The sequence below is a fragment of the Paenibacillus sp. FSL R7-277 genome, from assembly GCF_000517965.1.
Taxonomy (GTDB): Bacteria; Bacillota; Bacilli; order Paenibacillales; family Paenibacillaceae; genus Paenibacillus_AQ; species Paenibacillus_AQ silagei.
In genome coordinates this window covers 37,606-53,618 of the sequence record NZ_ASPX01000118.1, presented here as the reverse complement: position 1 = coordinate 53,618, position 16,013 = coordinate 37,606, and the positions used below count along the sequence as shown (strand labels likewise).

Below are 16,013 nucleotides of genomic sequence, written 5' to 3'. Positions count from 1 at the left end.
CTGTTCCAAAAGGGGATGTTCCATAAGCCATGAAATGGCAGGGACACCCCGTGTTTTGGAGTTGGATGGACGTTTGCGCTCGGTGAGGACGCTCCGCGAACGAAACGTTGTTACAATCGCTGTGCTCGTAAGAATTTTTTTCATTCCCCTATTCGGTGAAAATCCGGAGACCAAGGCGACCGCTATCGCTTCTCCACAATCGTTTCGTCCTCTCCACTGTTTAAGCAGGAAATGGAACTACCAAAGACTTCAAGGGAACCTAGCCTCGCATACATTTGAGCCATCGCCTACGTTTGAGCACAATGTATGCTGTTTTCCGCATACATTCGGGCCATCACATGCGTTTGAGCACAATTTATGCTGTTTTCCGCATACATTCGGGCCATGCGCCTGCGTGTGAGCACAATGTATGTTGTTTTCCGCATACATTTGGGCCATGCGCCTGCGTTTAAGCACAATGTATGCTGTTTTTCACTTTCATTTGATCCCATATGATGCTTTATCAGGGAAACTATAGTTTCCATATAAGTATCAAAACGGCCGCGACCCTTTAATTCAAGGATTGCGGCCGTTTTCGCATGCTGATGTGCTGTCTTTCGGCAGTTATACTTCCGGCAAATCACACCATCTTTCGTTAGCTTACGGGTTCTCGATCAGACTGACATCATCGATGTAGATATGATTGCCTGCTTCGATAGCCGCATTCGTCTCTGCGCTGTTTCCGGGATTCAGCCCCAGCAGAAAGACCAGATGAACCCCTGCATCCGTTCCGCCGTTCATGGTGAAGGTGTAGCTGAAGCGCTGCATTTCGCCAGTTAATGAAGCGGCGGTTGTCTGCAAATATTTCGTATAATCTCCTCCGAAATGCTCGACTGCTACTTCAATCTGCCGGTTGATATCCGAACGGGCGCTGAAGGCCAAGGTATAGCTTTTACCCTGAGTCAGCTTCAAATCTCTGTAATCTACCTGAGCGGCGTAGTTGGCAGATCCCGTGAAGCCCAGCGACACCTCAAGCTCCCCATTCTGGACTGCGGCATTTCCGGTGCTCTCGAAGTACTGGGTCCAGCCTTTAAGGGCCGGCTGCGCATCGAATGTGCCGTTATCCAGTGTGCCGCTGGCAGGCTCGGTGTCCGGTCCGTCTGTTACCTTTCTAAGCACGATATCATCCAAAGAAATCGTATGCGCCGTATGGTTCGCCGTTTTATCTTCACCCAGCGTGGCGCCGATCAGATAGTTCAGCTTCAGCGGATTGGCGTTCGTCACACTGAACTGAGTGCTGTAAGTCGCCCATGTGGCTGTAATGTCGAACTTCGCCTGAGCCGCCTGGGCAGAGGTTCCGCTATATTCCACGATAATCTGCCGGGGAACGGTAGATTTCGCTCTGAAGCTTAGCTCATAGGTTGCGCCAGCTTCCAGCGGGATTTTCTCCTGATAGAGCTGGGTGTGCCAGGCTTGTGACCCGGCCGCCGTGATCAGCACCTCCGCTGCTCCGTTCACCACTTGGAAGGACGAGACTCCACCTTCACCAGACCAGGTGGACCAGCCCGAGCTGCCGCCGGTGAATGATCCGTTGACGACCAGATTGTTATCATTCGCCAGTATAGTCTGAACCACACTAGCATTGACGTACCCTTCGGCTTCCACGGTAATGTTATAGCTTCCCTCTGCCGGGAAGGCGGCAGGCTGAATTGTGATTGCTCCCGGCCCTACATCGTACAGCTCCGCCGCAAGCGTGACGCCGTTCACTTTAAGAGACTTAATGCTGCCGGACCATTCTGCTTTCGGGATGAAGGTAAGCTCAATCGGCTGTGATACCCGGTTGGCTGTGGAATCTGCGAGCAGCTCCTGCGGCTTCGCCGGGGCGTCCTTGATCTCGAATCGCACATTATCGATGATGATATCATGACTTTGCGGAACGCTCACACCCCCTACCTTGCCAAGCAGGAATTTCAGCGAGAGCATATCATTCGCCCCCTGCCGGAATTCGAACCGGTAATGCTTCATCTCTGGAGTCAGCTCCACCGTCTTATCGATGGAAGGGGAATAGCTCGCATTCTCTGCCTTCACATTCATCTGCCGGGCCACGCTGGCACTGGCATCGAATTCAACCACATAATCGAGGCCCGCCGCTGCCTTGAGGTTATTCTGGAAAAGCATCACCGAATACGCCTGATTGCCGGTATTAGTAATGCTGAATTTGGCTGCTCCATCCACCGCAGCGGCAGTGCTCTGCCCGCCGTCTTCTGTCAGCAGCCGCTCCCAGCTCGTAAGCCCGAAGCTGAAATCCCCGTTCAAGAGCGGGTAATAGGTCAGATCAGGATCATAATATGAGCTGGTGCGTACCAGCACGAATTGATCCAGAAAGACCGTTCCTGCTGTCCCGTCAAGCCGCAGTACGAATTGTCCAAGATGATCCGTGGCCCCCGCGAGATTCTTGAGCAGCGCTTCAACCTGCTGATGTCCTGCATTCAGCTGAACCGGCTCCGAAGCATAGACTACGCCGTCATTGCCTTGCAGTTCGACTACAGCTGTCCTTGCGGAGAAGCTATCGACCTCGAAGGTCAGCTTATAATCCTGGCCTTGCACCAGGAAGATTCCCTTCTGTTGCAGCGTAACCTCGCTGCCGCCGGTGTCTGCGTCTGTAATGTCCATCTTCAGGCGGCCGTCAGCCTCAACCCGCGGAGTAACCTCCGCACCTCCTGAAGCAGCAATATGCCAATAGCTCATCCGGTCCGGTTCTCCCAGATCAAAGCTGCCGTTGTAGAGATGGTTGCCGCTGCCGAGCGGCGCCTTGGCGCTGTCATGATCGAAGGGAATGCTGCTGATCTCTTCAAGCCGTGCATTGCCAAGCCATACCGGGGAAGCATTGGTCCCCAGATTGAACTCGATCCGCGCGGCATTGTCCGAGCTCTCCTTCATCTGGAACATCGTCTCGTAATGCTGAAGCTGCGGGGTCAGCGCTGCCTTGAACGCTGGAGAATAGGACGGAAAGCCAAGCGGTGCGCCGCCTGTCAGCCGGGCGGTCAGCTCGCGGGCCGTATCCGTTCTGGCATCGAAGCTCAGCTTGTAGAATCTGCCCTTTGCCAGCGACACAATCGCCTGCGGCTGGATCGAATAAGAGTTGCCGCCCGGCTTCAAGATGTTTACCTTGAGCAGATTCACGCCGCCGGCCTGCTCCAGAGATAGAGCCGCATCTGCGCCTTCATCTTTATAGAGTACCCAGTGGGCTGTATTCGGGATGCCCATCCCGGGATCTCCTTCTACCTGCTCCATGAACCCGCTGTTATAAATGAAGTTCCCGTCTGCCAGCGGCGGCTTCGCTCCCTCCAGATAAGGTTCCTTCGCCAGCTCCACCGGTACCGGCTGCCGGTATTCGCGTCCAGTCAGCTCATAGATTCTGACATAGTCAATCTCCATGGAACTCGGAAATACGGTCTCATCCGTAGGGTTACCGTCAAAGTTGCCGCCGACTGCCAGATTCATCAGCAGGTGGAACTTCTGGTTGAACGGTGCCGGATACGCATTGATAGCCGGCTGTCCGCTGCTTTTGCTGTACCAGTCATTCTTGGTCGAGAACAGCACCCCGTCCACATACCAGCGGATCTCTCCCGGCTCCCACTCAATGGAGTAGGTGTGGAACTCTTTAATGGTGGAACTGCCAGGCAATACATACTCCTTGCCGGAATAGACATTATCCGGCCACTGGGAACCATAATGGATCGTTCCGGCAACCACATTCGGACGGCTGCCCCAGCCTTCCATAATATCCAGCTCCCCGGAGGCCGCCCAATTGCCGTACACATAATTCTCCGGCAGCATCCAGATCGCCGGCCACAGCCCCTTGCCAGCCGGAGCTTTCGCCCGGATCTCGAATTTGCCGTACATTTTGCTGTACAAGCCATTGGTCTTAATTCTGGTGGAAGTGTACGGCTTGCCGCCTATTGCCTCCTTGCGTGCGGTAATGATTAGCTTACCGTCCTGCTCTTTCACATTCTTCGGATCATTGGTGTAATACTCCAGCTCATTATTGCCCCAGCCCGGATTCCCGACAGCGGTGCCGTCTCCGAGATCATAGGTCCACTTCGCAGGATCAATGACATTGTCATCGAATTCATCATTCCACACCAGACTCCACGGATCAGTGGTCGGCGCGGGTGTTGACGTGGGTGTCGGCGTCGACGTTGGCTCCGGCGTAACCACCGGTGTCGGCGTCGGTGTCGCTGTTGGCTCCGGCGTGACCTCTGGCGTCGGTATTGGCGTCGGCTCCGGCGTAACCTCTGGCGTCGGTGTTGGCGTCGGTGTTGGCGTCGCTGTTGGTTCCGGCGTAGGCGTAACCACCGGAGTCGGCGTCACTTCCGGCGAAGGGGGGACAGCCGGTGTAGCCGGCGCTGTCTCTCCGCCACCGGCGGCCACAGGCGGCTGGCTGGCCTGCGGCGAGGCCAGATTCAGATTGCTGCGGCTGCCTGGCATGAGAGCAATGCCCCCGGCCGTTACAGCCTCGGCCTGATTCAGCACAGTACCGAAGCTGCCGCTGCCTGTAATTGTAGTGCCCCGGGCACCGGCTGTAAGGAGCAGCTCAGCCACCTGCGCCTGATTCATCAGCACCAGCTTGCCGGGAGTGCCCCAGATCAGCTTGGATAGCTTGCCTGACAAGCTCAGCGTGAGGTTGCCTCCGGCCGCATCAGCGGTGGATACAACCCCATAATTGCCAATAAGAGTGACCGTCTGCTCACCTGCCGGGAGGACAACACCAGCGAATCCCTCCCCGGTAAGCGCAGCTTCTTCAAGGATAGCACCAGAATCAAGATGTACCGTTCCGGCGGATGTTGTCCCGCTGGCAACGATGCGGACACTGCCCTTCGGCTTCGCCACCTGCACAGCCCCAAGGCTGCTGTCCGTAAGGCTAACGCCCTGCCCGCCACCGCCGCGAATATAGGTTGTGCCGGTAACCTGCACCCCCTGAAGCCGGATCACTCCTTCCCCGATCCCCTCGGTAAGATAGAGATTTCCTTCTATGATAGTGTCCCTCAGTGTAATATCCTCATGGCTCAGCACCACATTGCCCTTCACCTTGCCCAGCTTCACTTCCCCGGCGGCGGAGCGCAGCTCCGGCACCAGTGTATCCGCCAGCTTCGCCAGCTCGGCACGGGTGATCCTCCCGTCCGGCTTGAATAAGCCTCCGGGATAGCCCTGCATATAACCGGCTGCCGTAAAAGCATCCGCCGCAGCGCTAACTGCACTATCGGCTCCCGCCAGGTCGCTGTACATGCCCTTGGCTTGACGCTCAGTCTCCAGCCTCAGTATCCGCTGAAGCGCAAGGACCGCCTCCCCGCGTTTCAGGGGAGCCGCAGGTTCGATTCGCTGATGTGCGTCTGCACTCAGATAGCCCGCTGCTACCGCTTTGGCGATATCGTCCTTGTACCAGGCCGCCGCCGGGATATCCGCCGGAAGCACAGCCGCCATATCCTTATAGCCGAATATACGGTTGACGATTGCCGTGAATTCTGCCCGGGTGACCTGCTGCTCCGGCCGGAAGCTGCCGTCCCCGTAGCCGGAGATCACCCCGCTGCGGCTCCAGCGCTGCACCGCATATGCCGCCCAGCTGCCCTCTTTTACATCGGTAAACGCTTTCAAATCATTAGCAGCCAAGCTCCCGCTCTGCAAGGCGGCTGTGGTCTCCGCAGACGCTGTCAGTCTGCCCTGAACAGACTTCGCCTCAGCCCCGCCGCTGCCCAGCGGCGATAGAAGTCCCGTAACGATGACAGCGGCCGCTAACAACGCTGATATATTTCTTTTCATTCCGTGTATGCCTCCTCAGGATTAGAGTCTCCTCTTACCGCATTTCCATCGCCCCGCTGCCTTCAAGTTGCTCTCAGCTCAATCTAAAGTACCCTCAGGCACCCTGACCGAAATCGGTTTCGATTTTCTCCGTGCCATTCCTCTAAACGCAATTAACCTTTGACTTGTTTCGGCAAGTTGAATAGACTCTAGAAAGGACTGCTGTTTGACAGCAGAGAGTGTCCAAGTGAACGGTCAGTAGCCTTGATAAACCCTGGCATACCCGTCTTTTGGCCCTGTTATAACTATGAAGCGGGGGTGAGCATAGCCATGCAAATGAATATCAAAAAAATCGCCGAAATGGCCGGGGTCTCTGTATCGACTGTCTCCAAAATCATGAATAATTACAGCGATGTTTCCGAAAAAACGAAACGAAGAGTGCTCGAAATCATCGAACAAACCGGATATACCCCCTCAAGCTCCGCCAAGACGCTGGCTACCAAGAAATCGAATCTGATCGGGGTTATTTTTGCCGGTGAGCTAAATGTGGAATTTACCCATCCTTTTTTTGTTGAGGTGCTGAATTCGTTCAAGAAGCAGATGGGGGTTCTGGGGTATGATCTGATTTTCTTCTCGAATGAGAAGTTCATTAACAGCGGCGATTACTACTCGCGTTGCCTGCATTTCCATGTGGACGGCTGTGTCATTATCTCGGGAGAACAGATGGAGCCTGCGATACAGGAACTCGACCGGAGCCATATTCCCTGCATCGGCGTTGACCTGGAGCTGACCGGCAGGAAATCCGGCTATGTCATGTCAGACAATTACCAGATTGCCTCCAAAGTGGTGGAGCATTTCTACCTGCTCGGACACCGGGAGCTTGGTTTCATAGGCAGCAGAGCGGATTCGGATATCTCCAACCGGCGCGAAGCAGGGTATGTCAGAGCCATTGCCGGCTTCGGCCTGGTCATGAATCCTAAGTGGTTCGTGCATGGTGATGATTTCTTCGAGCCCAGCGGGTATGCAGCAATGAACTCGTTAATTGAATCGGGAGATTTGCCAAAAGCGGTCTTCGCCGCCTCCGATCTCCTCGCCCTCGGCGCAGTCCGCGCCTTGAAGGAGCAGGGTCTGCGTGTTCCTGAGGATGTAGCTATCATCGGTTGTGACGATATCGAGGCCTGCCAGTATACCAGCCCTACGCTGACTACCATCCGCCAGAACAAGGAACGCCTGGGTGTGCTCGCCGCCCATATGCTGTTCGATCTCATCAATAACCAGTCTGAAGGCGGCTCATTTGTAGTTGAACCGGCGCTGATCGTCCGTGAATCCTGCGGCAGCGGGCTGAACCGCTTGAACCGCTGAACGCCTAAACCACTGGATCGCCGTAACGCTGAACTTCTGCCTTTCCCGGATCTGCCCTTCAATCCCTCCCCTCCAGCCCAGAACAATAGCTTGGCTGCATTCCGCAACTACCTGAGAACGCTTTCGATACTATAATCGCTCATTTACCGGACAGCTTCAAGGCACCGTTTTTCTGGTTTTGGGGACCATTTTTCGGCTTGGCCCCCGTATTAGCCTGTCCATGCTCTCTATCCTGGCCGCATTACAGCGGAGTAGGCTCAGCCACCTGAGGGTCCAGCGACAGTCTGACCAGTTGGCCCGCATGGGTAAGACCCGCACCGAAACCGTACAGCAACACCTGCTGGCCGCTGCGCACCTTCCCTTCGCGGATGCCCAGATCCAGCGCAAGCGGAATACTGGCTGCCGAGGTATTACCGAAGGCTTCAAGACTGTATAATGCCTGCTGCAGAGGATAGTTCAGCCGTTCACAGATGGGTTCAATCATCCGCAGATTGGCGCTGTGCGGGATGAACCAGTCTACTTCCGCAATATCTGCTCCGGCGTTCTTCAGCACCTGCTGTACTCCCTGCGGAACCGTACGGACCGCCCACTTGAATACTTCCCGGCCATTTTGCACCAGCAGCCCTGTCCCGGAGAGCTCCACTCCGTTCACCTTCTCCGCCAGCCCTGTGCGATAGACATGCTGCGCTCCGCTTCCGTCACTCCCGAGATGGTATCCCATGAAGTCGTCCTGCGTCCCGCTCCCGCTGCGCTCCACCAGCACAGCCCCTGCTCCATCCCCGAACAGAATGCAGGTACTGCGGTCCGTATAATCTGTGATCTTGGATAGCGTATCGGCACCAATGACCAGCACCTTATGATGCAGTCCCGAAGACACCAGCGCGTGAGCCGTATGCAGAGCATATACGAATCCGGCGCACGCGGCGCTCAGATCGATCGCTCCCGCAGTCAGCGGAATGCCAAGGGTATTCTGCACAATGGACGCTACAGATGGAAAAGAGAAGTCTGGCGTGCTGGTCGCCACAAGCACCATATCGACATCCTGCACACTTTTGCCATAACGCTTCATCATATCCCGGACGGCAGCTGCACACAGATCACTGGTATATTCATCCGCGCGGCTGATTCTGCGCTCCCGGATACCCGTCCGCTGCACAATCCACTCATCATTGGTATCCACCATCTGCTCCAGATCCTGATTCGTAAGTCTGCGGGCCGGCACGTAAGATCCGATCGCTGTTATTTTTGCACCTGTCATTAGATCCACCTCAGCTTTTGATTTTATTAGTATCTGATATTAGTACTTGGTACTAATTATAACCTGCTCCTGACTATTTTGCAAAATGTATACCCGGAATCGCCCAGCAGCAATCACATCTTAACATTGTAAAGATCACAAACACATGCTACAATCTTTACAATGTTAAGATGACAGACAAGTATGAAAGGAAGAATGCATACCTTGAAAGATAAACCTTACCACCGCGGCAATTTACGCAACCAGCTGATCGAAGCTGGCATCAAGCTGATTAACTTGGACGGCATGAATAGCTTTTCCCTGCGCAAAGTAGCCGCCGAATGTGCAGTCAGCCATACCGCTCCCTACAGCCATTTTAAAAATATAGATGAACTGGTAGCCGCCATGGGGGAGCATGTCACGAGCCAGTTTATGGACACTCTGCATGCCTCGGTTCAAGGCCAGGAGGGGAACCCTGATACGATTATTCTGCTGGGGCAGGCCTATATTGATTTTTTCATAGAGCATCCACAGTATTTCCAGTTTCTGTTCTACCATTCAGGCATCGTTATTGATCTGGACAACTACGATTCTGACAGCTATCCGCCATTTGCCCTGTTCCGGACAACGGTCTATGAAGTGTTCCGCAGCAGCGGGCTGCCGGAGTCGGAATTCACCAAGCACCTAGTTACACTCTGGTCCATGGTGCATGGAATTACGGCTTTGCTTACTAATAACGGAGTGCGTTATTCTGGCAACTGGCGCGATCTGCTGGAGCTTAAATCTATCTTTTAGGGAGATGAAGTCTTGAGAACGATCATACACGATCTGCAGGAGCAAGAATTCGCGGGCTGGCTGGGGGATACGGCGCAAGAGGAAGTAACGGTCATCTCGGATAGCGGTGCGATCCGTTCGTGCATGGGCTGCTTCGGCTGCTGGACCCGGACTCCCGGGACATGCGTCATTAAGAGAGATGGCTACGACAATCTGGGCGAGCTGTTCTCCCGCAGCGATGAGCTCATGATCATCAGTAAATGTATGTACGGCAGCTATAGCCCCTTTGTGCTGAATGTGCTGAACCGGAGCCTCTCCTACATGCTGCCCTATTTTGTCACCACACACGGGGAGACACATCACCGGCCCCGCTATAAGCACCAGTTCAAATTATCCGTACATTTCTATGGCAGTGACCTTACGGAGGGTGAGCAGCATACGGCCCGAATGCTGGTCGCGGCAAACGGCCTGAATCTGTATTCGTCAGAGAACAATGTCTATTTCCACACCAGCCCGCAGCACATTAAGGAGGCCCTCCAATGAACATCGCGCTGATTAACGGCAGCCCCAAGCCAAACGGCAGCAACTCGGGCATACTGCTGTCCATGCTGGAGCCGCTGATTGCGGACGGGAACGAACTGCACCCCTATACGCCGAATAAAAGACCGCTCACTCCTGAAGAATACAGCGAGCTATGCCGCATGGATGTGCTGGTTCTGGCCTTCCCCCTGTATTATGACGGAGTTCCGTCACACTTGTTCCAGCTGCTGGTTACCCTGGAAGGATATTTGAAGACCGAGCGCGAACGGGAGATTTACGTCTATGCGCTGATTAACAACGGCTTCTACGAGGGACAGCAGAACCACATTGCGGTGGAGATCCTTAAGAATTGGTGCACGCGCGCCGGTGTTCACTTCGGGCAAGCCATAGGCCAAGGCGCCGGGGAAATGCTGGGCTCCCTGGATAAGGTGCCTCTGGGCCGGGGGCCGCTGAAGAATCTGGGCCGTGCCATGCATAGCCTGGCCGAGAGCATCCAGTCCAGAAGCGCCGGGGAATCCCTGCTCTTCAGCCCGAACTTCCCCCGCTTTGCCTGGAAATTCTATTCCACCCGTTCCTTCTGGCACCGCACAGCCAGGGAGAACGGACTGAAGCCGAAGGATCTGCGGCGGCGGATGTAACGAATACTGTAACTAATTGCATACTGGCGGTGGCGGGCTGCCGTACCCGACTAAGGTACAAGTGGAGGACTAAATTTAGGACTTAATTAGGACTTAATTGCACTCCGTACATCTAAATCACCTGATATTCCTCCGATGATACGTTTAGTTGTATTTCGTACACCTAAATTCCACCAATACCGGCTTTATCCCCCATTCAGGCAGATTTAGTTGTACAAACTACATTTAGAAGCGGCGAACCTTCCTTTTCACTGTTTTTAAATGTACAGAATGCAACTATCACTTTGTTTGTTTTTTTGCAATCGTAGTATAGAATACCTGTTACATAGTCTGCCAAAAAGGGGATGCTTATGAACAGGATAGGAAAGTTATTATTAGCACTTATAATGATAATCACTGGGTGTAGTAGATTTAACCCCATGCCTTTACCAGAAATGAGCGCTACTTTGGAGACTGGTGAAGTTGTTCCTGTGGATATTAGTACATATAGTTGGGGTGCCAAAGAATTATACGGTGGTCCATGGGAAGCTATGGAGGAGAAAGATCCCGAGATCATTCCTGGCGGATCTACAATTAATATACAATTTGACTCTACACCTGATTCCATACTAATAAGAGAACACTTTAGTAAATACAAGTTCAAAGATATAACCGATTCTAACCAATTTAATATCCCGGATGATAAAGGGACCTACATTTATGGAGTAATGGCTACTTGGAAGAAAGGTTCCGCGATTTATGCCTTAAAAATTCAAGTTGAATAAGAAGCACTTAAGTTTTGAACTTGAAGCTTCACCGTCACTGCGGTGAACATTTGGACTTCCGGCCGCTGTTGTCCCCAGATTTCTTGATTAATATCGCTGTTCGCGAGTGAAATCCGGTGACAAAGGCGGTCGCTACCGCTCCTACAGTTCCAAATTTCCCCTCCGCTTCTTTTGCTTTTTGTTTATTTCTTTAGTGCTTTTTAATATGAGTAGTACAACTTTTATTATCCCCAAAGAGCCCGGGCCCCTAACAGGACCAGGCTCTTTGGCATACCGCTATCTTGCTGAATTTAGAGTACTTCATCTCCAGTAATTCGGCGGCCCATTGGCGTTACATTCTCACTTCACCGGCAACTCCACACCAACCTGCTCCACCAGCTTCTCCGGCTTGGCCGTGTTCCTGGAGCGGCAGTTCAGGAATTCCACTTCTTCCCCATTCTCAACATAAAAGGCCGGGCCGTCATGGTTCTCAATTGTGACCTGCTGGAACTGCACCTCGCGGACATTGCCGAGGAAGAAGCCTCGGCGCTGCATGTCCTGAAGTCCTGCCATCATATCCGGCTGGCCGGGCACCGCGTGCTCCGCCATCGAGATATCGATGTTGGTGAAGGTGATTTCCTGTACGGCCTGCTCCGCCAGCCCGTACAGGAATCCCGCCGCTGCATGGACATTGCGGGCCGTAATATTGGCATAATGAATCCGCCGGAACTGCGGGGTCTCCTCCGTCACCGGATACGGATTCTTGTCCCAGACGTATTTCTCCTTGCCCCGGGGCCCACAGAAATAGTAGAGATTCAGCGTGAAGGGACAGATCACATCCTCCATCACAATGTTGCTGATCCGGATATCCTCAATAATCCCGCCCCGTCCCCGCCGGGACTTCATGCGGATGCCGCGGTCCGTCTGCTTAAATACACAATTGCTGATCGTCACATTGCGGATATCGCCGCTCATCTCACTGCCCAGCACCACCGCGCCGTGGCCGTGGACCATCACGCAGTTCGTAATCGTGATATTCTCGCAGGGAATCCGCTCCCGGGTATCCTCGGTGCCTGCCTTAATGGCAATACAGTCATCGCCGACATCGATATGGCAGTTGCTGATACGCACATCGCGGCAGGATTCGGGATTGATTCCATCGGTATTCGGCGAATCTGCCGGATTCAGAATCGACAGATTATCGATCATCACATTGCTGCAATTAATCGGATTCACCGTCCAGCTTGGGGAATTTACCAGCGTCAGATCGCGGAGCGTCACCCGGTTGCAATCGTCGAAACCAATCAGTCTTGGACGGGGATACTCCAGCTCTTCCGGGCGGCTTCGGTGCTTCTCCCACCAAGGTTCTCCATTCCCGTCAATGGTTCCGCTCCCGGTAATAGAGACATTAGTCAGGCCCACTCCGTAGATGCAGGCTGCATGAACCTCCTGCTCCACCCCTTCCCACCGTGATTCCACGGCAGGATAATCCGCCGGATCGGTACTGAAGGACAATACCGCACCGGGGCTGACATGCAGCTCAATATTGCTGTATAGACGGATTGCGCCGGTCAGGAAGGTACCGGCCGGAATATATACCGTTCCGCCACCGGCACTGCGTGCTGCTGCAACCGCGTCCGCAATCGCTTGCGTTGCCGGTACTCCGCTGTCCCGCTGCGCTCCGTAGTCCACTATGTTATACACTGTCCACCTCCATTCTTGTCATCCGCTGTCGGGCTGATCCAGGCAGCTTCCGGCTCTATTGTGCCTATGTCTGAACCGGCAGCCCTCTAACTCCACTCCGCTTATGCCGGATACAAATCCTGCATCTCCACACAGGCCATCACCAGCGCGCCCACGCCGTGCAGATCATTGCTGACCTTCGGACGGGTTACATAGTTACGGTAATCTCCCGCCGAGGTTCCGATGCAGATATCCGGCAGCAGCAGCCGGCCCTGCTCATCCCACTGGAGCACCTGAATTAAGCCTTCGTAGCCTTTACGCGCTGCTTCCGCCGCTTCATCCGCAATTTCAGCCGGAAGGATACCCAGCTTCACTGCTCTGGCAATCGTGTAGACGAACAGACAAGAGCCGGAGGTCTCCAGCCAATTATCAGGTTCATGTCCCTTATCCACCACCTGATACCACAGGCCGCTCTGCGGGTCCTGATAACGGATCAACGCCTGTACGAATCCGCTTAGCTCGGCTGCAAGCTCGGCCCGTCCTGGATCAGTCTCCGGCAGTTCATCCATGAACTGTGAGACGGCAAGCCCGTACCAGCCAAGCGAGCGGCTCCAGAATTCCGGCGAGCAGCCGGTGGTAGGATTCGACCATGGCATGCGGCGGCTCTCATCCCAGGCATGGTAGAGCAGGCCGGTCGCCTCGTCCTTCATGTATTTGCGCATCAGGCGCTCCTGGTGCAGCACCTCGGCCCGCAAGGCATCGTCTCTATAAGTATTCGCGTACTTCAGCGAGAACACCCCGGCCATGTACAGCCCGTCCAGCCACATCTGGTGCGGATATTTGTCCTTATGCCAGTACCCGCCCTCGGAGGTCCGGTTCAGCGTCAGCAGCAGATGGCGGAGCTTGAACGCAGCCTCCCGGTATTTCCGCTTACTGGTCCGTTCATACAGTGTGAAGAGCAGCAGCCCCGCCTGCACGGCATCCAGCTCATCCCGGGCAAAGTCGAAATTCCCCTGTTCATCCACCAGATCATCCACATACTGCTGGATATAATGGATGTAGCGGTCCTCCCGGAGCGTCTTCCACAGCAGCTCCATCCCGCACAGGAATACGCCCTGATGATAATGCCAGCGGTGCGCAGGCGGGAGTTCTCCCGCCTGATACGTATCCATTAATGAATCACAGGCCTTTTGTGCCCATTCAATCGGTGTTTGCGGCAGACTGCCTATCATCGTAATCCCCCTTCAATTGGTCAGAATATCCGGCGGCCCCTCTATCTCAGCGACCCTCCTTCCATCCTTCCATCCTTCCATCCTTCCATCCTTCATCCTTCAGCCGTCAGTCATCAGCCCTTCATCGAGCCCAGCATCGCACCCTTGGCAAAATGCTTCTGCAGGAACGGATACACCATCAGAATCGGCAGCGTAGCGACCACGATAACCGCCATCTTGATCGTCTGATCCGGCGGCGGAACCGTGCCGTCCAGTGTCGCACTATGATCCATCCCGCTGGCCAGCACGACAATCTGCCGCAGCAGGACCTGAATCGGCCATTTGGCGCTGTTATCCAGATAGAGAATGGCGCTCATATAAGTGTTCCAGTACGTCACGGCGTAGAACAGAGAGATCGTGGCAATCGCTGGCAGCGACAGGGGCAGCACGATTTTGAACAGAATCCCGAAGTCATTGCAGCCGTCAATCTTGGCCGATTCCTCCAGCCCCTCCGGAATGTTCTGAAAAAAGTTCTTGAGTATAATCATATTGAACGCACTGATCGCGGAAGGAAGAATCAGCGCCGCATACGAGTCGATCAGCCCCAGCTCCTTCACCACGAGGAACGTAGGAATCATCCCCCCGTGGAACAGCATCGTGAACACCACCAGGAAGTTGAACACCCGGCGGCCGTCCAGATCCTTGCGGGAGAGACCGTAGGCCATCAGCGCCGTGATGAACATACTGAACAGCGTGCCTATCAGCGTGACTCCAATCGATACCCCTAGGGCTCTGAAGATCGTATTCGTGGAGAAAATAAATTTGTACGCCTCTAAGCTCCATACCTTCGGAATCAGCACAAACTTGTTGGCAGCCAGCTCAGCACTGGTTGTGAAGGAGCCTGCTACCACATGGATGAACGGCAGCACCGTTACCAGTGCGATCAGGGCAAGCAGTATAAAGTTGACGGCAGAGAATAGTCTGCCGCTGAATGTGCGGTCTTCTACCATTTGAATTCCTCCTGCGGCATTTTAATATACGCCTTCTTCTCCTATTTTCTTGGACACCTTATTGACGGTCATGACCATGATCAGGCCCACAATCGACTTGAAGAAGCCGATGGCTGTACTGTAGCTGAACTGCCCTTGCCGCAGACCGGCGGTGTAGACATACGTATCGATAATTTCCGCAACCTCGCGGTTCATGGAGTTGAGCAGCAGGTAGACATGCTCGAAGCCCAGGTCGAGAACGGAACCGATTTTCAGAATAAACAGGGTGATGATCACTCCCCGGATGGCCGGAAGCGTAATATGCCAGACCTGTCTGAGCCGTCCGGCTCCGTCCATACGCGAAGCTTCATAGAGCCCCGGATCAATAGCCGCAATGGAAGCCAGATAGATAATCGTCCCCCAGCCTGCTTCCCGCCAGATAACCTGAAGGATATACATCGGCCGGAACCAGCCCGGACTCAGCAGGAAATTGATCTTGGCGAATCCGAAGTAAGCCAGCAGCTCGTTGATAATCCCCCCGTCCATCGTCACCATGACGAAGGAGATCGAGACGACGATAACCCAAGACATGAAGTGGGGCAGATACACCAGGGTCTGGAAGAATCTTTTGAAGAAGGTGCCTCTGAGTTCATTAAGCATCAGGGCCAGAATAATCGGAATCGGAAAATAAATCAGAATATTCATCCCGAACAGAATCAGCGTATTGGCTAATATGTTCAAGAAATCAGGCTCGGTGAACAGCCGGCTGAAATGCTTCATGCCCACCCATTCGCTCCCGGTAATCCCTTGGTAAGGCTTGTAATCCTGGAAGGAAATAATCAGTCCGTACATCGGCAAGTATTTGAAGATAATGAAATACAGCACGCCGGGGATGAGCATGACATAGAGCAATTTGTTGCGCCACAGCCGCTTCTTCAGCTCACTGCTGCTCTTGTATTTCTTCGGCTGCGGTTCGGGAACTACGCGGGGCGGGGCGGTTACTTCCTGCATGATTCTCTTCCTTTCTCTGTAAATTATTCTATAGTAGAAAAAAAGGC

The 16,013-nt window shown here is 54.0% G+C and carries 11 protein-coding genes; 5 read left to right on the top strand and 6 right to left on the bottom strand.

Going from position 1 to position 16,013, the window contains the following annotated elements; genetic code table 11:
- Positions 1-639: 639 nt before the first annotated feature.
- On the bottom strand, positions 640-5,799 hold the full coding sequence (locus C173_RS34410) for a carbohydrate binding domain-containing protein (RefSeq protein ID WP_051478694.1): 5,160 nt from the start codon (positions 5,797-5,799) through the stop codon (positions 640-642).
- 315 nt (positions 5,800-6,114) lie between these two features.
- Here C173_RS34410 and C173_RS30760 point away from each other — a divergent pair, with 315 nt between their 5' ends.
- A complete protein-coding gene (locus tag C173_RS30760; protein WP_036732636.1) occupies positions 6,115-7,140 on the top strand; it encodes a LacI family DNA-binding transcriptional regulator in 1,026 nt (341 codons plus the stop codon).
- Between the two features lie 241 nt (positions 7,141-7,381).
- Here the strand turns inward: C173_RS30760 and C173_RS30755 are convergent, their stop codons facing one another.
- Entirely contained in the window at positions 7,382-8,398 is a 1,017-nt protein-coding gene (locus tag C173_RS30755; protein ID WP_036732566.1) for a ketoacyl-ACP synthase III, read from the bottom strand.
- A gap of 204 nt (positions 8,399-8,602) precedes the next feature.
- Between C173_RS30755 and C173_RS30750 the strand changes: the two genes are divergently transcribed.
- From C173_RS30750 to C173_RS30735, 4 genes are all read left to right on the top strand, one after another.
- Positions 8,603-9,172: a TetR/AcrR family transcriptional regulator gene (locus tag C173_RS30750; protein ID WP_051478698.1), complete on the top strand. Its 570-nt coding sequence runs from the start codon at positions 8,603-8,605 to the stop codon at positions 9,170-9,172.
- Positions 9,173-9,184: 12 nt separating this feature from the next.
- Positions 9,185-9,694, top strand: coding sequence for a flavoprotein (locus C173_RS30745; RefSeq protein WP_036732563.1), 510 nt, complete (start codon positions 9,185-9,187; stop codon positions 9,692-9,694).
- Entirely contained in the window at positions 9,691-10,329 is a 639-nt protein-coding gene (locus tag C173_RS30740; protein WP_036732560.1) for a hypothetical protein, read from the top strand. Before C173_RS30745 ends, C173_RS30740 begins: the two co-directional genes overlap by 4 nt.
- A gap of 350 nt (positions 10,330-10,679) precedes the next feature.
- Entirely contained in the window at positions 10,680-11,093 is a 414-nt protein-coding gene (locus tag C173_RS30735; RefSeq protein ID WP_036732557.1) for a hypothetical protein, read from the top strand.
- A gap of 339 nt (positions 11,094-11,432) precedes the next feature.
- Here the strand turns inward: C173_RS30735 and C173_RS30730 are convergent, their stop codons facing one another.
- From C173_RS30730 to C173_RS30715, 4 genes are all read right to left on the bottom strand, one after another.
- The gene (locus C173_RS30730; RefSeq protein ID WP_036732554.1) at positions 11,433-12,776 is read right to left on the bottom strand and encodes a glycoside hydrolase family 28 protein; all 1,344 of its coding nucleotides are present in this window, start codon (positions 12,774-12,776) and stop codon (positions 11,433-11,435) included.
- A gap of 101 nt (positions 12,777-12,877) precedes the next feature.
- A complete protein-coding gene (locus C173_RS30725) occupies positions 12,878-13,987 on the bottom strand; it encodes a glycoside hydrolase family 88/105 protein (RefSeq protein ID WP_036732550.1) in 1,110 nt (369 codons plus the stop codon).
- 113 nt (positions 13,988-14,100) lie between these two features.
- Positions 14,101-14,976 carry a carbohydrate ABC transporter permease gene (locus C173_RS30720; RefSeq protein ID WP_036732546.1) on the bottom strand — a complete coding sequence of 292 codons (876 nt, stop codon included), beginning with the start codon at positions 14,974-14,976 and terminating at the stop codon, positions 14,101-14,103.
- 21 nt (positions 14,977-14,997) lie between these two features.
- Complete coding sequence (locus tag C173_RS30715) at positions 14,998-15,966, bottom strand: ABC transporter permease (protein ID WP_036732542.1); 969 nt, start codon at positions 15,964-15,966, stop codon at positions 14,998-15,000.
- Positions 15,967-16,013 lie beyond the last annotated feature (47 nt).